The sequence below is a fragment of the Acinetobacter sp. CAU_H_60 genome (assembly GCF_058599385.1).
Genome location: NZ_CM178653.1, coordinates 2,588,480 through 2,612,033, shown reverse-complemented (window position 1 = coordinate 2,612,033; position 23,554 = coordinate 2,588,480). Strand labels below are relative to the sequence as shown.

27 protein-coding genes are annotated in these 23,554 nt (G+C 43.9%); 20 read left to right on the top strand and 7 right to left on the bottom strand.

The window, feature by feature from the left end; translation table 11 throughout:
* The first annotated feature begins 1 nt into the window (after window position 1).
* The 15 genes from rpsH to AC4MBN_RS12320 all read left to right on the top strand — a co-directional run bounded on the left by rpsH (window position 2) and on the right by AC4MBN_RS12320 (window position 9,868).
* Entirely contained in the window at window positions 2-397 is a 396-nt protein-coding gene (gene rpsH / locus AC4MBN_RS12390; protein ID WP_004786905.1) for a 30S ribosomal protein S8, read from the top strand.
* Between the two features lie 13 nt (window positions 398-410).
* Entirely contained in the window at window positions 411-944 is a 534-nt protein-coding gene (gene rplF, locus AC4MBN_RS12385) for a 50S ribosomal protein L6 (protein WP_004786903.1), read from the top strand.
* A 14-nt stretch (window positions 945-958) separates the two neighbouring features.
* Complete coding sequence (gene rplR / locus AC4MBN_RS12380; RefSeq protein ID WP_004281497.1) at window positions 959-1,309, top strand: 50S ribosomal protein L18; 351 nt, start codon at window positions 959-961, stop codon at window positions 1,307-1,309.
* A 2-nt stretch (window positions 1,310-1,311) separates the two neighbouring features.
* Window positions 1,312-1,809 carry a 30S ribosomal protein S5 gene (gene rpsE, locus AC4MBN_RS12375; RefSeq protein WP_004786901.1) on the top strand — a complete coding sequence of 166 codons (498 nt, stop codon included), beginning with the start codon at window positions 1,312-1,314 and terminating at the stop codon, window positions 1,807-1,809.
* Window positions 1,810-1,815: 6 nt separating this feature from the next.
* Window positions 1,816-1,992, top strand: a complete 177-nt coding sequence (gene rpmD / locus AC4MBN_RS12370) for a 50S ribosomal protein L30 (RefSeq protein ID WP_004786899.1) — start codon at window positions 1,816-1,818, stop codon at window positions 1,990-1,992.
* A 3-nt stretch (window positions 1,993-1,995) separates the two neighbouring features.
* Window positions 1,996-2,436 carry a 50S ribosomal protein L15 gene (gene rplO, locus AC4MBN_RS12365; RefSeq protein WP_004786897.1) on the top strand — a complete coding sequence of 147 codons (441 nt, stop codon included), beginning with the start codon at window positions 1,996-1,998 and terminating at the stop codon, window positions 2,434-2,436.
* Between the two features lie 45 nt (window positions 2,437-2,481).
* The gene (secY, locus tag AC4MBN_RS12360; protein WP_171065444.1) at window positions 2,482-3,801 is read left to right on the top strand and encodes a preprotein translocase subunit SecY; all 1,320 of its coding nucleotides are present in this window, start codon (window positions 2,482-2,484) and stop codon (window positions 3,799-3,801) included.
* Between the two features lie 20 nt (window positions 3,802-3,821).
* The gene (gene rpmJ / locus AC4MBN_RS12355; protein ID WP_000867907.1) at window positions 3,822-3,938 is read left to right on the top strand and encodes a 50S ribosomal protein L36; all 117 of its coding nucleotides are present in this window, start codon (window positions 3,822-3,824) and stop codon (window positions 3,936-3,938) included.
* Window positions 3,939-4,045: 107 nt separating this feature from the next.
* Window positions 4,046-4,402, top strand: coding sequence for a 30S ribosomal protein S13 (gene rpsM, locus AC4MBN_RS12350; protein WP_004786893.1), 357 nt, complete (start codon window positions 4,046-4,048; stop codon window positions 4,400-4,402).
* 19 nt (window positions 4,403-4,421) lie between these two features.
* On the top strand, window positions 4,422-4,808 hold the full coding sequence (gene rpsK, locus AC4MBN_RS12345) for a 30S ribosomal protein S11 (RefSeq protein WP_001040166.1): 387 nt from the start codon (window positions 4,422-4,424) through the stop codon (window positions 4,806-4,808).
* Window positions 4,809-4,820: 12 nt separating this feature from the next.
* Window positions 4,821-5,447, top strand: coding sequence for a 30S ribosomal protein S4 (gene rpsD / locus AC4MBN_RS12340; protein WP_004786890.1), 627 nt, complete (start codon window positions 4,821-4,823; stop codon window positions 5,445-5,447).
* A gap of 16 nt (window positions 5,448-5,463) precedes the next feature.
* The gene (locus tag AC4MBN_RS12335; protein WP_004786889.1) at window positions 5,464-6,471 is read left to right on the top strand and encodes a DNA-directed RNA polymerase subunit alpha; all 1,008 of its coding nucleotides are present in this window, start codon (window positions 5,464-5,466) and stop codon (window positions 6,469-6,471) included.
* Between the two features lie 18 nt (window positions 6,472-6,489).
* A complete protein-coding gene (gene rplQ / locus AC4MBN_RS12330) occupies window positions 6,490-6,855 on the top strand; it encodes a 50S ribosomal protein L17 (RefSeq protein WP_004786886.1) in 366 nt (121 codons plus the stop codon).
* A gap of 113 nt (window positions 6,856-6,968) precedes the next feature.
* Window positions 6,969-8,191 (top strand): IS3 family transposase gene (locus AC4MBN_RS12325; RefSeq protein WP_491880288.1). Its coding sequence is split into 2 segments (ribosomal slippage): window positions 6,969-7,305 and window positions 7,305-8,191, totalling 1,224 coding nucleotides; the frame shifts between segments, so codons are not numbered across the junction.
* A 186-nt stretch (window positions 8,192-8,377) separates the two neighbouring features.
* Window positions 8,378-9,868, top strand: a complete 1,491-nt coding sequence (locus tag AC4MBN_RS12320; RefSeq protein WP_491880287.1) for a flavin-containing monooxygenase — start codon at window positions 8,378-8,380, stop codon at window positions 9,866-9,868.
* Window positions 9,869-9,921: 53 nt separating this feature from the next.
* Here the strand turns inward: AC4MBN_RS12320 and AC4MBN_RS12315 are convergent, their stop codons facing one another.
* Complete coding sequence (locus AC4MBN_RS12315; RefSeq protein ID WP_491880286.1) at window positions 9,922-11,094, bottom strand: acyl-CoA dehydrogenase family protein; 1,173 nt, start codon at window positions 11,092-11,094, stop codon at window positions 9,922-9,924.
* Between the two features lie 182 nt (window positions 11,095-11,276).
* Here AC4MBN_RS12315 and AC4MBN_RS12310 point away from each other — a divergent pair, with 182 nt between their 5' ends.
* The 5 genes from AC4MBN_RS12310 to AC4MBN_RS12290 all read left to right on the top strand — a co-directional run bounded on the left by AC4MBN_RS12310 (window position 11,277) and on the right by AC4MBN_RS12290 (window position 16,604).
* Window positions 11,277-11,534 carry an FAD assembly factor SdhE gene (locus AC4MBN_RS12310; protein ID WP_034590267.1) on the top strand — a complete coding sequence of 86 codons (258 nt, stop codon included), beginning with the start codon at window positions 11,277-11,279 and terminating at the stop codon, window positions 11,532-11,534.
* Entirely contained in the window at window positions 11,527-11,913 is a 387-nt protein-coding gene (locus AC4MBN_RS12305; RefSeq protein WP_104425690.1) for a hypothetical protein, read from the top strand. The genes AC4MBN_RS12310 and AC4MBN_RS12305 overlap by 8 nt, the downstream gene beginning before the upstream one ends.
* 545 nt (window positions 11,914-12,458) lie before the next feature.
* Window positions 12,459-13,499 (top strand): hypothetical protein, encoded by a 1,041-nt coding sequence (locus AC4MBN_RS12300; protein WP_419364172.1) that lies wholly within the window; start codon window positions 12,459-12,461, stop codon window positions 13,497-13,499.
* A 72-nt stretch (window positions 13,500-13,571) separates the two neighbouring features.
* Complete coding sequence (gene rrtA, locus AC4MBN_RS12295) at window positions 13,572-14,144, top strand: rhombosortase (protein WP_005233757.1); 573 nt, start codon at window positions 13,572-13,574, stop codon at window positions 14,142-14,144.
* 177 nt (window positions 14,145-14,321) lie between these two features.
* Window positions 14,322-16,604: a TRAP transporter large permease subunit gene (locus AC4MBN_RS12290; protein WP_419374481.1), complete on the top strand. Its 2,283-nt coding sequence runs from the start codon at window positions 14,322-14,324 to the stop codon at window positions 16,602-16,604.
* A 48-nt stretch (window positions 16,605-16,652) separates the two neighbouring features.
* Here AC4MBN_RS12290 and AC4MBN_RS12285 read toward each other — a convergent pair whose 3' ends face one another.
* The 6 genes from AC4MBN_RS12285 to rnr form a co-directional block, all read right to left on the bottom strand.
* Entirely contained in the window at window positions 16,653-17,528 is an 876-nt protein-coding gene (locus AC4MBN_RS12285; protein ID WP_341120256.1) for a DMT family transporter, read from the bottom strand.
* A gap of 60 nt (window positions 17,529-17,588) precedes the next feature.
* The gene (locus AC4MBN_RS12280) at window positions 17,589-18,008 is read right to left on the bottom strand and encodes a hypothetical protein (protein ID WP_491880285.1); all 420 of its coding nucleotides are present in this window, start codon (window positions 18,006-18,008) and stop codon (window positions 17,589-17,591) included.
* A gap of 14 nt (window positions 18,009-18,022) precedes the next feature.
* Window positions 18,023-18,235, bottom strand: a complete 213-nt coding sequence (locus AC4MBN_RS12275) for a YheV family putative zinc ribbon protein (RefSeq protein WP_171064841.1) — start codon at window positions 18,233-18,235, stop codon at window positions 18,023-18,025.
* A gap of 40 nt (window positions 18,236-18,275) precedes the next feature.
* Complete coding sequence (locus AC4MBN_RS12270) at window positions 18,276-20,315, bottom strand: M3 family metallopeptidase (RefSeq protein ID WP_491880284.1); 2,040 nt, start codon at window positions 20,313-20,315, stop codon at window positions 18,276-18,278.
* A 74-nt stretch (window positions 20,316-20,389) separates the two neighbouring features.
* Window positions 20,390-20,977, bottom strand: a complete 588-nt coding sequence (locus AC4MBN_RS12265; protein ID WP_004896106.1) for a hypothetical protein — start codon at window positions 20,975-20,977, stop codon at window positions 20,390-20,392.
* Window positions 20,978-21,057: 80 nt separating this feature from the next.
* A complete protein-coding gene (gene rnr / locus AC4MBN_RS12260) occupies window positions 21,058-23,505 on the bottom strand; it encodes a ribonuclease R (protein WP_491880283.1) in 2,448 nt (815 codons plus the stop codon).
* Between the last annotated feature and the right edge of the window lie 49 nt (window positions 23,506-23,554).

Genomic DNA, 23,554 nt, shown 5'->3' with positions numbered 1-23,554 from the left:
AATGAGTATGCAAGATACCGTTGCCGACATGCTAACACGTGTTCGTAACGCACAAATGGCAAAGAAACAAACTGTTTCTATGCCTAATTCTAAGTTGAAAGTTGCGATTGCTAACGTACTTCAACAAGAAGGTTATATTTCAAACGTAGAAGTTGCTGAAGTTGAAGGCAAAGCAACTCTTACTTTGACTTTAAAATATTTTGAAGGCAAGCCAGTTATCGAAACTGTGAAACGCGTAAGCCGTCCAGGTCTACGTCAGTATCGCGGTAAAGATGCACTTCCAAGCGTTAAGCAAGGTTTAGGTATTGCAATTGTTTCTACAAGCAAAGGCATCATGACTGATCGCGCTGCACGTGCTGCAGGCGTTGGTGGTGAAGTTATTGCTTTTGTTTCTTAATAGGTGATTCCTCATGTCTCGTGTGGCTAAAGCCCCAGTAACTGTACCTAACGGTGTAACAGTTACTCAGAACGGCCGGCAGGTCGAAGTGAAAGGCAGCAAAGGTACATTGTCTTTCAACCTGCATGCGCTGGTCGAGCTAAAACAGGAAGACGGTACTCTAGTTATTGCTCCTAAAGCTGAATCTAAAGACGCTTGGATGCAAGCTGGTACTGCTCGCGCTGTGCTTAACAACCTTGTAAAAGGTGTAAGCGAAGGTTTCGAACGTAAGTTACAACTTATCGGTGTTGGTTATAAAGCTGCGGTTAAAGGTAACGTTGTTAACCTTAACCTTGGTTTCTCTCACCCGATCGACTATACGCTTCCTGAAGGTGTAACTGCTGAAACTCCAACTGCAACTGAAATCGTACTTAAATCTGCTGATAAAGCAGTTCTAGGTCAAGTCGCTGCAGATATCCGTGGTTACCGTCCACCAGAGCCTTATAAAGGTAAAGGTGTTCGTTATTCTGACGAAGTTGTACTTCGTAAAGAAGCTAAGAAGAAATAAGGCGCGAGGTTCTTATGAACGAAAAGAAACAATCCCGTTTGCGTCGTGCGAAAAGCACACGCTTGCACATCCGTGCATTGGGTGCGACTCGTTTGTGTGTAAACCGCACTCCGCGTCACATCTATGCTCAAGTTATCTCAGCAGATGGTGGCAAAGTATTAGCGCAAGCTTCTACTCTAGACGCTACTCTACGTGCGGGTACTACTGGTAACGTTGAAGCAGCTCAAAAAGTAGGCGCTTTAATCGCAGAACGCGCTAAAGCAGCTGGTGTTACTAAAGTTGCATTTGACCGTTCTGGTTTCAAATATCATGGTCGTATCAAAGCCTTGGCTGATGCTGCCCGTGAAAACGGCTTGGAGTTCTAATCATGGCTAAAGTTGAACAAAACGAAGGTCTTGTTGAAAAGCTGGTTGCCGTTGATCGTGTAGCCAAAGTTGTTAAGGGTGGTCGTATCTTCTCTTTCACAGCATTAACTGTTGTGGGTGATGGTAATGGTCGCGTAGGTTTTGGTCGTGGTAAAGCGCGTGAAGTTCCAGCTGCTATTTCTAAAGCACTTGAAGCTGCTCGTCGTAACATGATTACTGTTGACCTTGTTGATGGTACTGTTCAGCACCCTATCAATGCTCGTCACGGTGCAAGCCGCGTTTACATGCAACCTGCTTCTGAAGGTACAGGTGTAATTGCTGGTGGCGCGATGCGTGCAGTTTTAGAAGCTGTTGGCGTACGTAACGTATTAACTAAATGTTATGGCTCTACAAACGCTGCTAACGTAGTAAACGCGACTTTTAACGGTTTGCGTGATATGACTTCTCCTGAGAAAGTTGCTGCGAAACGTGGTTTAACAGTAGAACAAATTCAAGGGTAATCAATCATGAAAACGATTAAAGTTACCCAGACTAAATCTGCATCGCACCGCTTGAAAAATCACAAGCTGAGCCTGAAAGGTTTAGGTCTGCGTCGTATTGGTCATACTGTAGAAGTGCAAGATACGCCTTCTAACCGTGGTATGATCAACCAAGTCTACTATATGGTTAGTGTAGAGGAATAAGCCATGACTCTGCGTTTAAATACAATTGCACCTGCAGAAGGTGCTAAGCGTGACAACCTTCGTCTAGGCCGTGGTATCGGTTCTGGCGTTGGTAAGACTGGTGGTCGTGGTATCAAAGGTCAAAACTCACGTAAGAGCGGTGGTACTCGTCCAGGTTTCGAAGGTGGTCAAACTGCACTTTATCGTCGTTTGCCTAAATTCGGTTTCACTAGCCAATTGGCTTTGAAAACTGCTGAAGTACGTTTATCTGAGCTTGCTAAAGTTGAAGGTGACATCGTGTCTCTTGAAACTTTAAAAGCTGCGAACGTTGTACGTAAAGACATGACTCGTGCTCGTATCGTACTTTCTGGTGAAATTACTCGTGCATTCACTGTACAAGGTGTTGCATTGACTAAAGGCGCTAAAGCTGCTGTTGAAGCTGCTGGCGGTAAAGTCGAGGAGTAATCCCCAGTGTCTATGACTCCTAGTTCTTCAGGTCATGTCAACATGATGAAAGGCCAACCATTTCATGTGAAATACCGTGAAATTATTCGTCGAATGATGTTTCTCATTGGTGCGTTGTTGGTGTTTCGACTAGGAGCGCATATTCCAGTACCAGGGATTAATAATGCTGCGCTAGAAAATCTGTTTAATGCAAACCAAGGTACAATCCTTGGTTTGTTTAACATGTTTTCGGGTGGTGCATTAGAGCGAATGTCGATTCTTGCTTTAGGGATCATGCCATACATTTCTGCATCGATTATCGTGCAGTTGATGTCTACGGTGGTTCCTCAGCTCGAAGCTTTGAAAAAAGAAGGCGAGCAGGGCAAACGTAAGATTAACCAATACACACGACAAGGCACGCTGTTCCTTGCACTTGTGCAAGCAATTGGTATGTGTGCTGGCCTGATCAGCCAGGGAATTACCCTGACCTCTGGTCTGGCTTTTTATGTTCCTGCAGTAACCTCTTTGGTTGCGGGGACCATGTTCTTGATGTGGCTGGGTGAACAGATTACCGAGCGTGGGGTGGGCAATGGTATTTCCATGATCATCTTCGCAGGTATCGTTGCAGGATTGCCGACTTTAGTTATGCAGTCTCTAACTTCAGTGGATAATGGCCAGTCTAGTCTAATTGGACTAGCAATTTTTGGTCTGTTATCGATTGCTGTACTTGCAGCGATTGTGTTTATCGAGAAGGCGCAACGTCGTATTCCGGTGAACTATGCTCAAAAGCAGCAGGGACGTCGTGTATTTACTGCACAGCAAACGCATCTGCCATTAAAAATTAATATGGCGGGTGTAATTCCGGCAATTTTTGCCAGCTCTTTACTTTTGTTCCCAGCGAGCTTAGGTCAATGGGTTGGTAGTTCGGATCCAAGTGCAGGAATTATCAAGCGTAGTCTACAAGACTTGGCATTGGTGTTATCGCCTGGTCAGCCGTTGTATTTGGTGCTCTTTGGTGCGTTAATTATCTTTTTCTGTTACTTCTATACAGCACTGGTATTTAGTCCTAAAGAAGTGTCAGAGAACTTGAAACGCAGCGGAGCTTACGTGCCTGGTATTCGTCCAGGTGAGCAAACTGCTCGTTACTTAGATCATATTCTCAATCGTTTGACCTTTATTGGCGCGATATACATCACTGTCATCTGTTTAATGCCGATGATTCTGCAAAGCTCTTTTGGTATTCCATTTAGCTTGGGCGGAACATCGTTGCTGATCGTGGTAGTGGTGGTGATGGACTTTATGGCTCAGCTTCAAGCACATCTCACCTCGCACCAGTATGACAATCAAACGTTAATGAGAAAAACGACTGCTCATCCTAAGGGATAAGCGCACTTAGAGGTTTCATCATGAAAGTACAAGCTTCTGTAAAGAAAATTTGTGGTAGCTGTAAAGTTATCCGTCGTAATGGGGTTATCCGCGTAATTTGTAGCGCAGAACCTCGTCATAAGCAGCGTCAAGGTTAATCTGATCAAGACCTGTTGATTTCAGTAGGCGAATTGGGTTATTATCCGCCCCTCAAGATTTTTGTGGGGCGGTTGATTATCTCTACTGCCTTTTTGGAGAAAATTGAATGGCTCGTATTGCCGGTGTAAACATTCCGGATAACAAGCATGCTGTTATCTCTCTAACGTACATCTTTGGTATTGGTCGCCACACTGCTAAGTCAATCTTAGCTGCTGCGGGTATCCCAACTACTACTAAGATCCGTGAATTAGATGACGCTCAGCTTGATGCGATTCGTGCAGAAATTGCCAAGGTTCCGACCGAAGGTGATTTACGTCGCGAAATTTCCATGAACATTAAACGTTTAATGGATTTAGGCTGCTACCGCGGTCTTCGTCATCGTCGCAGCTTGCCTGTCCGTGGTCAACGCACCAAAACTAACGCACGTACCCGTAAAGGTCCGCGCAAACCAATTAAGAAATAAGATTTCTGGAAGCTAAAAGATGGCTAAAGATACTCGCACACGCAAGAAGGTCACTCGTACCGTCTCTGAAGGTGTTGCACACATTCACGCTTCTTTTAATAACACCATTGTGACTATTACCGATCGTCAAGGTAATGCACTGGCTTGGGCCACTTCAGGTGGACAAGGCTTCCGTGGATCACGTAAATCAACTCCGTTTGCTGCTCAGGTAGCTGCTGAAGTTGCTGGTAAAGCTGCTTTAGATTACGGTTTGAAAAACTTGGACGTCCTTGTGAAAGGTCCTGGTCCAGGTCGTGAGTCTGCGGTTCGTGCATTAGGTGCAGTGGGTTATAAAATTAACAGCATTACCGATGTGACTCCAATCCCTCACAACGGTTGCCGTCCACCTAAAAAACGTCGCGTGTAAGGAGAAACATTCATGGCTCGTTATATTGGTCCAAAATGCAAACTCTCTCGCCGCGAAGGGACAGACCTGCAATTAAAATCTGGCGTTAAACCATTTGACGTCAAAACTAAAAAACACGCTAAAGCTCCTGGTCAACATGGTGGAGCTCGTGGCGGTAAACAATCTGAGTACTCACTACAATTACGTGAAAAACAAAAAGTACGTCGTATGTACGGTGTTTTAGAGCGTCAATTTAGTAACTACTACAAAGAAGCTGCTCGTGTTAAAGGCGCAACTGGTGAAAACCTGTTGAAATTGCTTGAAAGCCGTCTTGATAACGTTGTTTATCGCATGGGTTTTGGTTCTACACGTGCAGAAGCTCGTCAGTTAGTATCTCACCGTTCAATCACTTTAAATGGACGTCGCGTTAACATCGCGTCTATCCAAGTTAAAGCGGGTGACGTGATTGCAGTTCACGAAGGCGCTAAACAACAATTACGTATCAAAAACGCAATTGAATTAGCTGCTCAACGTGGCATTCCTTCTTGGATGGAAGTAGATCATTCTAAACTAGAAGGTACGTTCAAAGCTGCACCGGATCGTTCTGATTTACCTGCTGAAATCAACGAAAGCTTGATTGTAGAATTGTATTCTAAATAATCCTTGAGGTAGCAATATGACGCGTACTGCAAATGAGTTTCTAACTCCGCAAGCGATCAAGGTCGAAGCGGCAAGCGGGACCTCGGCAAAAGTTATTCTAGAACCCTTAGAGCGTGGCTTTGGTCATACTCTGGGCAATGCTTTACGTCGCATCCTTCTTTCTTCTTTACCTGGCGCTGCTGTGGTAGAAGTCGAGATTGAAGGTGTTGAGCACGAGTACAGTACTTTGGAAGGCTTGCAGCAGGACATCGTCGAGCTCTTGCTGAACCTAAAAGGATTGTCTATTAAGCTGTTCGATCAAAATGAAGCTTATTTAACATTAGAGAAACAAGGTCCAGGCGACGTAACTGCGGCTGACCTTCGTTTACCTCATAATGTTGAAGTGGTTAACCCTGAACACTTGATCGGCACGTTAAGTGCATCAGGCAATCTTAAGATGCGCCTGAAAGTGGCTCAAGGCCGTGGCTATGAGACTTCTGACTCACGTTTCCCAGAAGGCGAGACTCGCCCAGTGGGTCGTTTACAGTTAGATGCATCTTACAGCCCGATCAAACGTGTGTCTTACACAGTGGAAAACGCTCGTGTAGAACAACGTACTGACCTTGATAAACTGGTCATTGATCTTGAAACCAACGGTACAGTTGATCCTGAAGAAGCAATCCGCAAAGCGGCAACAATCTTGCAACAACAAATTGCAATCTTTGTTGATCTTCAGAAAGATCAAGCTCCTGTGGCTCAAGAACCTCGTGAAGAAGTTGATCCAATTTTGCTTCGTCCAGTAGATGATCTAGAGCTAACTGTTCGTTCTGCTAACTGTTTGAAAGCAGAAAACATTTACTACATTGGTGATCTTGTACAGCGTACTGAGGTTGAGTTACTTAAAACTCCTAACCTTGGTAAAAAATCGCTTACTGAGATCAAAGATGTTCTGGCTTCCAAAGGCTTACAACTCGGCATGCGTTTAGAGAACTGGCCACCAGCTAGTCTCCGTATGGACGATCGTTTCGCCTATCGTAGCCGTTAATTAAGTAGGACTATCACCATGCGTCATCGTAATAGTGGTGTGAAATTAGGCCGTACAAGCAGCCATCGTAAAGCGATGTTCCAAAACATGGCTAACTCTTTGTTCGAGCACGAGTTGATCAAAACAACTGTGCCTAAAGCTAAAGAATTACGTCGTGTTGCTGAGCCTTTAATCACTTTAGCTAAAGTCGATACAGTAGCAAACCGTCGTTTGGCGTTTGCTCGTACTCGTTCAGCTGCAACTGTTGGTAAATTATTTACCGTTCTTGGCCCTCGTTACAAAGAGCGTAACGGCGGTTATCTACGTGTTCTTAAAGCGGGCTTCCGTGCAGGTGATGCTGCACCGATGGCTTACGTTGAGCTAGTAGATCGCGAAGTTAACTGATTTCGTGTAGAGCAGCAAACGTTGTTCGAAAAGGTCGGTTGAATAAACCGGCCTTTTTTATTGTCTTGTGTGTCCCGTCCTGAAATAAGTTTACACCTTAAGAGACTTATTTTATGGAACATGCACAAGAACAACGAGTTAAACGCACACAACGTGATTATAGCTTCGCCTTTAAAATGATGGTTGTACATGAAGTAGAAAAAGGGCAAATTACTTATAAACAAGCTCAGGCAAAATATGGTATTCAAGGAAGATCAACTGTGCTGGTATGGTTACGCAAGCACGGACAACAGGACTGGACTTCGAATATGCCGACTTCTTCTAAACGCCAATTAACCCCCCAACAACGAATCCGCCAATTAGAAAAGCAGTTAGCCGCAGAAAAGCTTAAAACTGAATTTATTCAGGATGTGATTTATCACATTGATAAAGAATGTGGGACTGATCTTGGAAAAAAGTATACCGAGCACGTTTCAAAGATTGGCAAAGCCAAAGAAGACTAAGCGTTTCACGTTATTGTCAGTGGTTGGGAATCACCCGACAAGCTTATTATCAAGCAGAAAAACGTGCTCAAATGGCTGCACAAGCAACTGAACAAATACTTGAGTTGGTTATGGAATATCGTTGTCTCATGCCAAGTATCGGAACACGTAAGCTGTATTGGCTTATTAAAGGCAAATTGTTGCAGCGTGGTTTAAAGTGTGGACGGGATCAGTTATTTAAAATATTGAAAGAGCATAATTTATTGATTCGCCCCAAGCGTCGCTATACAAAAACTACGGATAGCAAGCATTGGATGAAGAAGCATCCAAATTTATTAAAGGATTATTCAGCAGTGCAAGCCAACGAAGTCTTTGTTAGTGATATTACTTATGTTGAGAGTGCTGAAGGCGTACATTATTTATCCTTAGTGACAGATGCTTATACCCGTCAGATTAAAGGTTATAAGTTATCGAATGATATGCATGCGGAGAATGTTGTGCAGGCTCTACATATGGCGATGCAGCATGTGACGGATCGAGCGACAAGGATGATTCATCATTCAGACAGAGGCTCTCAGTATTGCTCTGAACTATATCAATCGGCATTACGCCATTATGGGGTATGTCCTTCTATGACAGATGGAGGAGACTGTTACCAGAATGCATTAGCAGAGCGGATTAATGGAATATTAAAGCAGGAGTTTTTAATTACACGATGTCAAACCATGAAGGAGTTAGATCACTTAATTGCGGAATCTATTATGATTTATAATTGCTATAGACCACATTTAAGTTTAAATATGAACACCCCGAATCAGACGTATGAGCAAACTAAAACCGAGCTAATTGCTTAACTCGGTTTGAAGTGGAATACTGTCAATCTATTTCAGGACAAGACAGTGTTTACCCATTATCAGGCTGTTTAGAAATTTGTCCTGAAAAGATAAAAAAATAATCACTTTTATTTAAACTTGACATTGTGTATTGTCAATTTTGTGCTTTAATAAAAATATATGACAATGCTCAGGAAAAAGAAGAATATGGAAAAGCAAGTTGATATTTTAATTGTAGGCGCGGGGATCTCTGGAATCGGTCTAGCAGCCCATCTTTCTAAACATAGTCCTCAACGCTCATTTGAAATTATTGAACGTCGCGAAAGCTTTGGCGGTACATGGGACTTGTTTAAATATCCTGGCATCCGTTCAGATTCGGATATGTCGACTTTTGGCTTCAACTTTAAGCCTTGGAAAAAAGAAAGTGTATTGGCTTCTGGCTCAGCAATTAAAAACTATCTTGCAGAAGTGGTTCAGGAATTTAACTTGAGCTCAAAAATTCATTTTCAACATCGCGTCGTTAGTGCCAATTATGATTCAGCGACACGTAAATGGTCAGTCGTAGTTGAAAACGCTCAGGGCAAAAAGCAGACCTGGATCGCTAACTTTGTTCTTGGCTGTACTGGTTACTACAATTATGATCAAGGCTTCCAGCCGCAATTCCCGAATCAGGAAGCATTCAAAGGTACATTCATTCACCCGCAGCATTGGCCTGAAAATCTGGACTATAGCGGAAAAAAAGTGGTGATTATTGGCAGTGGTGCGACAGCGATTACCCTAGTTCCTGCCATGGTCAAAGGCGGAGCAGGACATGTGACCATGTTGCAACGTTCACCGACTTATATCGCGTCAGTTCCTTCGATTGACATGATTTACTCAAAGATGCGTAAATTATTGCCTGAAGATGTGGCTTATAAGCTGACCCGTGCGCGTAATATCGGTATGCAACGTGGTATCTATGCACTCGCACAAAAACAGCCAAAATTTCTGAAAACATTACTATTAAAATCTGTACAGTTCCAGCTGAAAGGGAAAGTGGATATGAAACACTTTACCCCGAATTATGAACCTTGGGATCAACGCCTATGTGTAGTGCCAGATGGTGACTTATTCAAAATCCTACGTGAAGGTCATGCATCTGTAGAAACAGATCATATTGAGAAATTTACTGAAACCGGGATTCAGCTGAAATCAGGTAAACATCTGGATGCAGATATTATTGTGTCTGCCACCGGTTTAAATATTCAGATTCTGGGTGGTATTCAGGCCACGATGGACGGCAAGCCTTTAGATACGTCGAAGCATATGCTGTATCAAGGCGTCATGGTCAGTGATGTGCCAAATATGGCGCTGATTATTGGCTATATCAATGCTTCTTGGACATTGAAAGTGGACATTGCCGCAGAATATATCTGCCGTCTGCTTAATTATATGGATCAGCATGGTTATGATGAAGTGATTCCGGAAGGAGATGCCACCGAGTTGCTGGAAGATACTGTGATGGGTAGTTTAACTTCAGGCTATATTGCCCGTGCAGCGGATGTAATGCCGAAACAGGGTAAGCATGCGCCTTGGAAAGTATCCAATAATTATCTAGTGGACCGTAAAGAACTTAAAACTGCATCTTTTGAAGATGGAGTATTGAAATTCAAATCGAAATCTAATGCTGTACCAGTCAAGCCAAGATTGGTGTCTTAAGTATAGACATAGATAAAAGGAGTACCTGATGTACTCCTTTTTTATATTTCAAATTAGAGTGATCTGGAAATCAGTTCCTTCATGATTTCATTGGTTCCTGCATAAATACGGTTCGCACGATTATCCAGGTACGCTCGTGCAATCGGATATTCCAGCATATAGCCATAACCGCCATGCAGTTGCAGGCATTCATCAACCACTTTGCTATACAGTTCAGAAATTTTGTATTTCGCAGCTGCGGCAGCATCAACTCCCAATTCCTGATTAAGCTGTAGTTGCATACAACGGTCCAGATAAGCCCGGCAGATTTCAATTTCGGTACGCAATTCTGCCAGTTTAAAACGGGTATTTTGAAAAGCGCTGATCGGTTTGCCAAAGGCTTGACGTTCTTTGGTGTATTTCACCGTATGTGCGAATGCTGCTTCTGCCCCTGCCTGACATATGATGGCCACAATTAACCGTTCCCAAGCCAGTTCTTTCATCAGCATCATAAAACCCATGCCTTCCTGACCTAGCAGGTTTTCTTTAGGCACACGGACATTGTCAAAGAACAGTTCACAGGTATCCTGACCTTTCATACCGATTTTATTTAAGGGCTTACCTTTACTAAATCCTGCACGATCTGCTTCGACTATAAATAAAGACAGATTGGCAGAACCTTTCTCGCTATGACCCGTCTTACATACCACAATTGCCATATCACAAAGATAGCCATTGGTAATGAATATCTTGGAACCATTAATCACATACTCATCATCCTCTAATACCGCACTGGTGCGTACTGCCTGCAGGTCTGAGCCAGTTCCGGGCTCAGTCATCGCAATTGCCGTGACCACTTCACCTGTAGCCATTTTCGGGAGCCATTGCTGCTTTTGTGCTTCATTGCCAAAGTTCAGAATATAATTTGCCACGATATCGGAGTGTAGAGAAAATCCTGTCGCAGAGTCGCCTGCATAGGCCTGTTCCTCGATCAGGATCATGCTGTATAAACGATCTACCCCTGAACCGCCATAAGCTTCAGGCATCGTGGCACACAGCAAACCAAGTTCACCGGCTTTATTCCAGAGCACACGATCGACATGTTGTTGCTGTTCATATTTTTCTGTATGAGGAATCACTTCCTTTTCATAAAATTTTCGGACCGTCTCACGAAAGGCTTCATGTTCATCATTGAATAGTTGACGTGGTAGCATGCTGGCCAATGGACGGATCGCGCTCGAATGCATCTTATAATTTCCTTATTGTGATGTTTTATTTAACTTAAGATAGAGCAGACGAGGGAACAATGAGCTGAATGTTCAAATCTGGGGAATCTACTGATGCTTTTGGTCATTTGTATGAAATACCTCGAAATTCAGCAATGGCTTAAGGTAAACTACTCAGGTTTGTAACGAGTTGGGAAAATTCGATGACTGATGACATCACCTTAGAAGAGCGCAAAGTGATTTATCGCGCGCGTCGTGGCTTGAAAGAGATCGATGTATATTTTGATCCCTACGTGAAAAACTATTATCTCACTGCTGATCCCTTCGAAAAACAGATGTTTGCTGAGCTGGTTGCACAGGAAGATCCGGACCTGCTGGACTGGTTTATGGAAGTGTCTGAACCCCCACGCCCTGAATTAAAAGATTTTATCAAGAAGCTTAAATTTTACGTTCATGGATAATCGTTGTTTCAAGCTGAAACGCAGCAAGTGTGCGCTGGTGTTTCAGCTTTTTATTTTTGCTGTATTGATGTTCCTGCTGTATCAGTTATTGCCTATGGCGATTTGGCTGGTTTGTGGTGTCATCGGATTGGTCATCTACCAGTTGTTTTATCGTAAGACACCGCACATTGAGCAGTTTGAATATCTGGATGGACGTGAATGGTCGCTGACAGCAGCTGCGCAAGGCACACGGCGAGTGTTGATCAGTCACGTGATTGATCACCAAGCTTATATCGTGGTGTATTTCCAGCATGCAAAAGCACGTCCGTTGCTCATCTGGTGTGACCAGTTGCCTTTTAAACAATGGAAGTCTTTGAAAGTTTTGACAAAAATACTTTAATTGTCCGACAAATGATATTCCGAAATTTTAAATAAATTGATTAAAAATAAAGATTTATCCGCTAACCCCGCTTGAATTGTCAGACAAAAAATCACATTTCTCTGTAAAAACAATGAATTGTCTGACAATTTTTCAGTTGCTTTTTTTATAAGCAGGTACATTTAAGTCACCAACAGCGAACACAGGAGATCATGATGGAATTTCCAATGTGGATGTTTTTGATCGTTGCGATTGTGATGGCCCTGATCATAGGACGGCTGGGAACGGTGCTGAAGGACAAATTTTCACCTAAATAACAGATTTAAGCTCGAGAACTTATTTTCTTCTCGGCTTGCCAAGTTGATAAGTAGCATGTGCTGAACCGTCGCAATGCTACTTTTTTTTGCCCAAAATTTGGGATTTTATCTACTGCAGTCAATTGCAGCTGGGCAATTTAATGGCAAAGTGTCTGGTCTAAATTAGAGTAAATACTCTTTTATTCGTTATATGCTTCTGATATGTTTAGCAGAATAATGGACATAATCACAATTATAGAGGACAGGAAAATGTCGAGCGTCCGAAAAATATGCCAAGGTATGGCGACCATTGCAATAACAACAACAGTTCTAACAGGATGTTCTCAGGTCATTAAAACCGGTGCCAATGTGGCGCTGGGCTTCACTGAAAAGCATATTGTTCCACCAATCCTGGCGATGGATGATGCCGAGATGGTGTGTAATTCCGGGAATTCTTTAACACCAGCCATCATGTCGACTAAGGAAATGGGGGCTGATCCGACTCGTGTCGCGGTATTGATGTATTCTGCAGCGGGGATTTGTGCCGAGCAGAAAGCGCTGGATGCAGAGCTACGGTATCTGCGTGCTTCTAAAGTCAATCAGGTAACTGAGGCTCAGGATGCACGGATTGAGCAGAAACGCTGGGCTGCACTGGCCGCACAACGCCAGTATACGGGTTATCAGTTATTCCAGACCCGTTATGAGAAAAAATATAAAAAAGCGCTGGGTGAAGGCTGTCCACGCATGAACAGTGATATTGAACAGACAGTTTATCTGCTGGGCATGCTGAGTGGCTTACAAGCCATGACCAATGACATTAACTCGGGTGGGGCCGTACAAGTACCTAAAGATATTGCGGCTGTGGTCGAGCGTGGCATGACCTGTCTGGATAATACCAAATTCTGGGGCGCACCAATGGCAACCCGTGCTGTGATCTGGACTTTATTGCCAGGGGCAGGTGATGGAAAACCTGATCCTTACCAAACTCTGAAACAGTCAGTACAAATCGGTGAGCAAAAAGGTGTACGTTTATCACATGCCTTATATGCTGTAGCGGCACAGGCTAGTGGGGATGATGCCAAAATCCGTGATGCGCTAAGAACCTTTGATCAGGCACGTAGTGATGAAAAGCCAGTCAATCCTCAGTTCAAGCTGATCGACAGTATGGCTGCCATTATGGTGAATGGTATTTCTGACCGTTACTGGACTGAAAATACTGGTATTCGTAGTGCAGATGATGGCATGCAGACCTTCTGGGATGAAACAGATAATTCTTCAGAACTGGATGATCTGTTTAGCGCTGACCTATAATTTAATGAAAAATTAAGTGAATGATGCTCATAGAGGTCATTTTCAATATGCTGAAAGGAGTTCAAGGAGCCGATGCAAGATCAACATCTTCGACGAAAAATTATTTTTCTGGCGGCTTTTGTCTCTCTTTCAGCGAGTTTGCAAATCTTTAACGATGCTTTCATCTACTGGCAGGAAAGCCTGCTCGGGGAATTCTGGCGGCTCTGGACTGCGCACTGGGTGCATGTCGGCTGGGCCCATTATTTTCTGAATATTCTTGCCTTTATCTGTTTACCTTTCATTTTTCCCCGTGCATCTGTGTGGCATTTCGTCTCAATTCTTTTGATTCTGCCACCGTTGATCAGCCTGAGTTTTTATTTTTTCCTGCCAAATATTGAAGCATATGCAGGACTATCCGGGGTATTACATGGGGCCTATGTCGCAGTCGCCTGTGTGCATCTGCTTTATCAACGTGAACGTGGATTTGCCGTACTGGTATTATTTTTAATCTTTGCCAAACTAATTTGGGAAAATACCATTGGAAATCAGGAAACTGCACAACTTATTGGCAGTCCGGTACTGGTCGAAGCGCATTTATTAGGGGTGATCTGGGGAGTGGTAGTCGCATTGCTCTATATCTTGGGTAACTATGTTGGGGATAGCTGAAACTGTTGGCAGAAAAGACAAAAAGAAAAGATAAATTGTCATTTTTATTCTGCTGATTTTCATGCAGAGTCAAAATAGAAAATAATGATACTGACCCTTGTAAAGGAATTTTCGGGGCAGACAGGAAGACCAGCGCTTAAAAGAATGTAAGGCGCGAAAACAAGAATAGGAAAATACATGCACAACGATAATCAAAACAGATCGGGATTAGGTCTGTTACGTTATATCTGGACAGAGTGGATCTCGACCTTTGTCGTGCTCATCTTGCTCTTACTGACCTTGGTGATTGGAACCGGGGAAATGATTCATGGTCAGTTGCTGCGTATGGGCGAGCGTCTGTATGGTGACCCGGCAACAGGCATGCAGTATTCGTTTTTGCGTGCTGAACCGAAAGCGCCTCAATGTGATCGTAATATTAATGTCGATCAAAAAGTTCAGGAGCAGATGAAAGCAGATGCCGCCGATGAATATGCCGATTTCTTCGGTGTACGTTCTGAAGCGGATGTGCGTGCTGCAGTTATGCAGGCACAACAGGTCTGTGAAGAGTCTTACCAGTTCTATGACAAGGCGATGACGCATATTGAGGCGCATCCAAGTATTCGTGCCTATCGCAGTTTTGAAACTTCATTCTTTGGCATTTTCAAGTTCGGGACTGAAAACCGTGCCTTGCTACTGATCATCATGGTGGTATTTGCTGCAATCAGTGCGACATTAAAAACTCATCATATCGGTCTACGTAGCCCGGCGACCCGTATCGATTTCAAAGTCTATTCTGTGGCGATGCTGATCGCGAACAGTTTCCTGGTTTATTCTTCCTATAGCCAATATATGTCGGTGCTGAATTCCGGGGTGCCGATGGGAGACATGAAGTATGTCTATTGGTTATGGATGATTCTCTTTGGGACATTGACCCTGATCAGTTTGTACCAAGTCATTAAGCCACCTCAGGCGACCCGAGAGGGAGGCAGTTTTGGACTGGCTTTCTTAAGCATCCCACTGTATGCCTATATGGCTATCAGTACGGGGTTTAACTTTGTATTCTTGATGGATTACCCGATGGGTCAGGGTATCTATCTGGGGCAACTGGTTGAGTTTTCGAGTATCTTCCTGAATCTGGCCTTATTTATCTGGGCTGGTATGTTGCTGAAACAAACCCGTGTCGTAGACATGTTCCTGAATATCCTGCGTCCATGGAATCTGGCGCCAGAAACCTTGACCTGGTTAATCCTGCTGGCAGCTGCACTACCAACCGCTTATACCGGTGCATCCGGGATTTTCGTGATTGCTGCAGGTGCGATCATTTATAAGGAAGTGTGGAATGCCGGTGGTCGCCGTCAGTTTGCCTTGGCAGCAACTGCGATGTCCGGTTCACTCGGTGTGGTGCTTCGTCCATGTCTATTAATTGTTGTGGTGGCTTCACTGAACAAGGAAGTGACGACAGATATGCTGTATCACTACGGTGTCTATGTCTTCCTGCTCAGTTCAACATTGTTCCTGATCATTTCGCTATTCTTTGCTGAAAGCAAGTTCCGTATTGCTGCACCTGGTCTGGCGGCACCACAGTCTGCACGTGCCTTTGTAAATGTGATTCCTTATATCGTGATTTTCATCCTGATCTGGCTGTTCTACAAATATGCATTGTCTACAGATCTGAATGAATTTACTGCACCTGTCATGATGCCAGTGATTCTGTTGATGATCGTGCTATTTGATAAGTTACGTCATGAGCCTGCACCATTACCGCCAGTAGGGCATTGGGATGAAACCTTAACCACAACCTTAGGTTCAGGAAATACGCCTGCAATGGCGACCGCGGGTACAGCTATTAATGCTGAGTATCGTGAAGCAGACCATATTGAGCAGCAGGGCGGTGAGCTGGCTGTAAATCATGGCGTAAAACGTTCGACTGCTGGTGAAAGCCTGCGTCAAGTCGGCTTCTGGAAATCATTACACATTTCGACCAGTGAAACGGTTGGACACATTGGTGCGCTGGTGATTTTGATGGCACTATCTGTCAGTGTGGGCGGCCTGCTGGAACGTATGGAAATTATGGAAGCGTTTCCGACAGATATTAGCAGTACCATTCTGGTGATTTCCATGATTGTTGGCCTGATGGTGTTCGTTGGCATGATCATGGACCCGTTCGGTGCGGTGATCCTGATTTCAGCAACGGTTGCACCAGTCGCCTATCAGTATGGAATTCATCCGGTACATTTCTGGATGATTACCTTGATTGGTTTCGAACTAGGTTATGTAACACCGCCAGTTGCCCTGAACCATCTGTTGGCAAGGCAATCTATTGGTGATGCTGAGGTGGCCGAGGCGGATGCAGAAGTTCGACATAAGTCCTTCTATTACCGTTACGAGCGCTGGATTTTACCAATGATCGTGTTGCTGCCAGCGATGCTGATCATTGCCTATGTGCCTTATGTATTTAAGCTCTTCGGCTGGTATCAGTAATTTAAACAAATAAAAAAAGTACCTTCGGGTGCTTTTTTTATTATGGTTTTAACGTAGCTTAAGCTTATTTTGTAAAACAGGACTGCAAAGTAAAATCCCACAAAATATCAGTCCTAGTCCGAGCAGGCTATAGAGATCCGGAACTTCCTGCCAGAATAAAAAGCCCCATAAGCCAGCAAAGAAAATCGCAATATAGTTCACTGGCCCAATCTGACCAGCAGGTGCTAGTTTATAAGCATTGGATAGAAATAACTGGCTGGTATTTGCTAATAAACCGGCTGCAATTAAATAACCGAGTTCAGTCAGAGTATAAGGACGCCAATGCCAGAACATTGGAACCATGGAAATCAGGGTGCCGATCAGACAGAAATAAAACACAATCCGTTCTGGTGGTTCGGTCTGAGTCAGTGCACGAACCGTGACAAAAGCCATAGCAGCCAGGAAGCTGGCACTCAAGCCAATCACAGACATCAGGTTAAATAAACCGGAATCAGGCTTAGCCACGCACAACACGCCAATAAAACCGATCGCAGCAGCCAGTAACATGCTTTGAGTAACTTTTTCTTTTAGAAACAGCCAGGCAATTAGTGGAATAAAAATCGGTGAGGAATAAGTGAAGACCATGGCATTAGAAAGCTTTAAATGTGCAATGGCATAGAAAAAGCCATACATCGCCGTCAAACCTGCGACAGAGCGCCAGGTGTGCATCCAGAGTTTTTCAGTTTTAAAAAAGCTAATGCCTTTATTGAAGATCAAAGGAAGAAAAATAAACAGGCCGACAAAATTCCGAAAAAATACCACAGTGGCATTGTCAACGGTGTGTGAGGCGAAGCGGATACAGACGCCCATGACTGAAAACAAAAAAGCGGAACAGGTCAGAAAGACAATTGCCTTAACCAGATGCGAGGGAGAGGCTACACTCATGAGGGAACTTAGCTAGAAAATCTGTGGATATTCTAGCTGAAAATCCCTAACTCATTCCGACTATTGTGCCAGTTGTGCTTCGAGTAACTTGATTTGTTCCTCTTTGAGTTTAATTAGTTCATCCGCATCACTATGCTGTTGTTTCAGGCTTTTTTCCTGCTCATTGAGCTGTTGCTGAATATCTTCCAGTTTGGCAATTTCTTCTTTCGCCAAAGTGGCATTTTCAGTGACTTCTTCTCTCATAATAGAGGCATCGACCAGAACATTTTCAGAAGTAGGCACAATTTCTTCTGGTTCAGGTTCTGCTTTAGGTGCGGCTTGTGTCACCGGTGCATGCATCAAGTCACCCTGATGTGCCGGTAATGTTTCATTTTGTGTGAGAAAAAACTGTGTAATTATTAAAACAGCAATAATCACAACAATTAATCCACTCACTATTCTCCATAAAAGTTTAGGATTTTGTCGATGATCTAGAGTCATTTAGGTTCCCGAAATTATTCTTTTGGCTGACGGGGTTTAAACTGAATCACACCAATTTCATCCGGAACGGCTGGTGACTCAGGTTCCTCGATATGGGTAGGACGGTTTTCTTCATACCCACATTCGATACATTCAATCCATTCAGCTTCACCAGAGGTCAGCATAACGATCCGATCCAACGCCTGACATTTAGGACATTTTGCGCCTGCAATGAAACGACGTTTGATAGCCATCATACTCACCCTGTGATTTACTTAAAAACGTAGTTTAAGCGTTTTTAGAGCGGTTCGTCCAACCTTGATGACGTAACAAAGCATCTATTTTTGGCTCGCGTCCGCGGAAATTGATAAATGCGTCAAGTGCTGTATCTTTTCCGCCAACTGCTAGAATTTTTTGTCTAAACTGCTTTCCGGTTTCAGTGTTAAAAATTCCTTCTTCTTCGAAGCGATCGAAGGCATCACTGGCCAAAACTTCTGCCCATTTATAAGAATAATAGCCCGCTGCATATCCACCCGCGAAGATATGACTGAAGCTGTGCTGGAACCGGTTATATGGTGTAGTGGGTAAAACGGCGTATTTTTCACGAATCTCGTTCAAGGTTGCCTGAATCTGTTCAGCATTCAATGCCGGATTGGCACGGTGAATGGTCAGGTCGAATAAAGCAAATTCCAGCTGACGCAAAGTCTGCATACCGGACTGGAAGAAACGAGCATCCAGCAAGGCTTTTAACAAGTCAGCAGGTAAAACTTCCTTGGTTTCGATATGTTCGCTGAGCAGGTTTAAACTGTCCTGATCCCAGGCCCAGAATTCCATAAACTGGCTTGGTAGTTCGACAGCATCCCAATCCACACCATGTGTACCAGCCACGGCAATATTGTCCACCTCTGTCAGCATATGATGCAGACCGTGACCAAATTCATGAAACAGGGTAATCACTTCATCATGAGTCAGTAGTGCAGGGCGGTTACCCACAGGTGGAGTAAAGTTTGCCACCATATAACAGATCGGTTTTTGCAATCCTTCAGCAATTTGCATGCGTGAACGGAAGCCACTCATCCAGGCACCGCCACGTTTGCCCTGACGTGCATAGAGATCGAAATAGAAACCGCCAATCACTTCGCCTTGGTCTTCCAGTTCAAAATAACGCGCATCTGGATGCCAAACAGGCGCTTCACGTTCAACCACCTGAATGTCATATAAACGTTTCAGGATACTGAACAGGCCTTGCAGAATTTTTGGAGCCGGGAAGTAGGGTTTTAGCGATTCCTGAGACAGATTAAACTGCTGCATTTTCAGCTTTTCAGAATAGTAACTGCTGTCCCAAGGCTTTAATTCTGTGATGCCATCTTTAGCAGCAATGGCTTTCAGTTCAGCCACTTCATGTTTAGCAGGCGCACGGGCATGTTCCGCCAGATCACGTAGGAATTCATCAACAGCTTCGACATTTGGCGCCATTTTGCTGGCCAGTGAATATTCGGCATAGTTATTAAAGCCTAATAGTGCTGCCATTTCCTGACGTAATTTCAGGATTTCTTCCATGATGGCTGTATTGTCAAATTCAGTCTGTTCGGACTGATCTGACGCGCGTGTGGTATAGGCTTTATAGAGTTCTTCACGCAGGCCACGATCTTCGGCATGAGTCATAATTGCCAGATAAGACGGGAAATCTAAAGTAGCAACCGGCTGATCCAGTTCACGTTGCTGGCCATATTGTTTTAACAGTTCAATATTACTTTCAGACAGCCCCGCTAATTCTTCTTCCTTAAGCGGTCTGAAATAAACTTGAGTTGCATCCAGTACATGATTGGAGAAATCTGAGGAAAGTTGTGACAAACGTGCAGAAATTTCCGCATAGCGTTTTTTTGCTTCACCCTCTAGAGCTACGCCTGACAATTTAAAGTCACGTAGCGCCAGTTTAATTGCACTTTGCTGAGCTTCCGGCAGTTCATTGAAGACCGGTGCATCCTGTACATGTTGATAGGTTTGATAGAGCGCTATGTGCTGGCCTAGCTGGGTATAGTAATCACTTAGGCCCGGTAATAATGCCTGATAGACATCACGGGTCTCATTGTTATTCATGACTGCGTTGAGATGCGACAAAACACCCCAGGACTCGCTCATATTATTTTCTAATGTGTCGACTTGTTTCAGGACCGCAAGTTGCTCTTGGACAGTATCAGGTGTCTGGGTCAGTTCATTTAGAAATTGCAAACCTTGCTGAATGCAGTTTTCAATTTTTTGTTTAAGATCTGCCAGGGTAATCTGATCAAATTGTGGAACGGGTAAAGTTGCCTTTTCTAAAGTCATATCGATCTACTGATTTATTTCCTGTGTTAATTCTAGAAGTAAGGCTTCTAGAAGGATAAATCAAGCCTTGGGTGCTATTTATTCTGTGTTGCTTTGACAATTTGGATGGATTCGATCTTTTTGATGTAAGTCCCAAATTGCCCTTGGATGACGGACAGCTTTATCTGTAAAACCTGATTTTTATAGTGTTCATATTCATTTGAACTGAGTCGAAAAATACCAGATCCATCATACGCTGTATCCAAAAAATAGCTGACGCCATGTTTATATGTCTGCTCTTTCACTGCACTTGTCTCAACGGTCACGACACTAGGTGTACCAAAAACAAGGGTATGCAGTAGAGGGGGATAAAACACCAGATTCAAATAACAAATCAAAATTGCAAAAAGAGGCAGTAGCAGTAAGAAATAGAATTTCGGTTTTTTCTTTGCATTTTTCCATGTGCGGGGAATGACCCATTCACCCTGTCGATGGAGCATATAAAAGTAGATCAAAATCACCAAATACATAACGATTGCTAAAATGAAAGCACATATTTTGACGTGATCCGTTGGGGTGAAATCTAAGCTAAAGATGGCAAAAAGCGCTGAGATCGTCAGCAAGAAAAATGCGAACAAGACATAGTTGTGATAATCATATTTCGAGATCTTTTGCGGATTCATTGTTTTTAAGTAGCTTATTTTTATATGGATATATTAAAACAAAAAGAGCGCCGTAGCGCCCTTTTTATGATCATCAGAAATTATTCAGTCTTGGCTTTTGCATTCGACTTTTTCTTTTTGATCTTGGCTTTTTTCTTTACTTTATCTTTAGCCTTTGCTTCAGACTTTCCTGTAGATTTTTTAGCAGGCTTTTTACTGTAGGAACTGGGCTTGGATTTGTCTTTTTTGCGTCGTATGGGCTGTTCTCCATCATCACTGGGCTGGGCTTTTTGCGCACGCTCATGATTATTGAAGACTTCCTCTTTTGCTTCCGGACGTGGTGCAGGTTTTTTTTCTGCGACACGTGGAGCACGGGCGCGAATTGGACGACCCGCATGAGTCAGTTGCTGGATCAGTTCAAAATCAATTTTGCGTTCTTCCAGATTGACTCCTGCAACCTTGATCTTGACTTCATCACCCAGACCGAAGATTTGACCGCGGTTCTGGCCGACCAGACTCTGGCTGCTTTGATCAAAGACAAAGAAGTCATCGCCCAACTGGCTCACATGCACCATACCATCGACATAGAGGTCTTTCAGTGTGACAAACAAACCAAATTCAGCCGTAGCACTGATAATTCCGACAAACTCTTCACCAAGATGCTGCCGCATATAGTGACATTTCAGCCAGGTCGTTACAGAACGAGATGCTTCATCGGCACGGCGTTCTGTTGCTGAGAAATGCTCACCGGCATCATCTAAAGAGGCACCTGAAATTGGATATGGCTTTTTATTCAGATGGGCTTTGATAGCACGATGTAATAACAGATCGGGGTAACGGCGAATTGGAGAGGTGAAGTGCGTATATGCTTCATAAGCCAGACCAAAGTGACCGGCATTGTCGGCACCGTAGTACGCCTGCATCATGGAACGCAATAACACGGCATGAATGCTTGGTGCATCAATCCGGTCTTTGGTCGCTTCAATCACTGCTTGATAATCGGCTTGAGTTGGCTGTTCCGGAAATGGCAGACCCAGCAGTTTCACGAAATCACGAACTTTCTGGATACGTGAGAACTCAGGTGGTTGATGCACCCGGTACAGCATCGGTATTTCATTTTTTAATGCATATTCGGCTGCTGCAACGTTGGCCAGCAACATACATTCTTCAATCAGCTTGTGCGCATCATTGCGGGTACGTGGCAGAATTTCATTAATACCGCCCAGCTCATCGAAGGTCATATAGGTTTCAATGGTTTCGAATTCCATTGCATTACGTTCAGCACGTAAGCCTTTTAGAATCTGATACAACTGGAACAGGGTGTTCAGTGATTTACGTACACTACGATCTTCAGTGATTGCTGTGCTATCACCTTCAAAATACTTCGCGACCTGGTCATAAGTCAGACGTGCCTTGGAATGCATCACTGAAGGGTAGAATTCATACCCGGTCACTCGGCCAGCTCGTGACAGTTTCAGGTCACAGACCATGCACAGACGGTCGACATTCGGATTTAATGAACACAGGCCATTAGAGAGTGCTTCAGGCAACATTGGTAAAACGAAGTGCGGGAAATACACGGATGTCCCACGTTCTTGCGCTTCATCATCCAGCGGTTTGCCCGGACGTACATAATGACTCACATCAGCAATTGCCACGACTACACGATAGCCACCGCCTGGACGTTTTTCTGCATAAACCGCATCATCAAAGTCACGTGCATCTTCACCGTCAATGGTGACAAGCGCTAAATCACGTAGATCGACACGGCCTTCACGGTCTTTGTCAGAAGGTTCTTTAAAACTTTCCGCTTCTTTCAAGACTTCTTCAGGAAATTCATACGGCAGGCCATATTCCAGAATCGTCTGTGGAATGATGATTTCGGTATCGGCTTTGTCTGCCATCGACTGCACAATATGGCCAGTCGCAAATTCTTCTTTGGTTGGGTAGGTGTCAATCGCCACGCGGATTGAATCGCCGACTTTGACCTTGGCATGTTCGATCAGCTCTTTTTCTAGAGTAATTGGCTGATGTGCATTTGGATTGGCTGGCTGAACAAAGTATTCACCTTCATATTCAGACACTTTACCAATGATCTGTTTGACACGATGCTGCAAGACTTCAGTAATAAAGCCCCAGGCTTTACCTTTGCGATCTACTGAGGTCTGACGGACTTTAATACGGTCACCATTAAAGACCTGACGCAATTCACGCTCAGGTAAGAGCAGGTCATCTTCACCTGAAATATTGGCTGTGCCGCTTCCCTTGGAGTTGATATATACCGTTGCTTCATGCTCAGGCTGTTCCGCCGCGATCTGGAACTTGTAACCGTCTTTCATCAATTGCCCGTCACGTACCATCGCAATCAGACGATGGCTCAGGGCATCAATACTTTTTTGATCGGCAATTTCAAAATATTCCACCAGGTCAGCATGGGACAGGGCAGTTTTTTCTTCTATAGTTTCGAGAATCAGGGTACGGCTTGGAATAGGGTTGTCATAACGTTCGGCTTCAGCTTTTGCTTCAGGATCGACCCAATTTTTCATCATATCTTTAAAGTGTCCTTGGAGATAGGTTTAGCATAAGTCATGTCAGTGC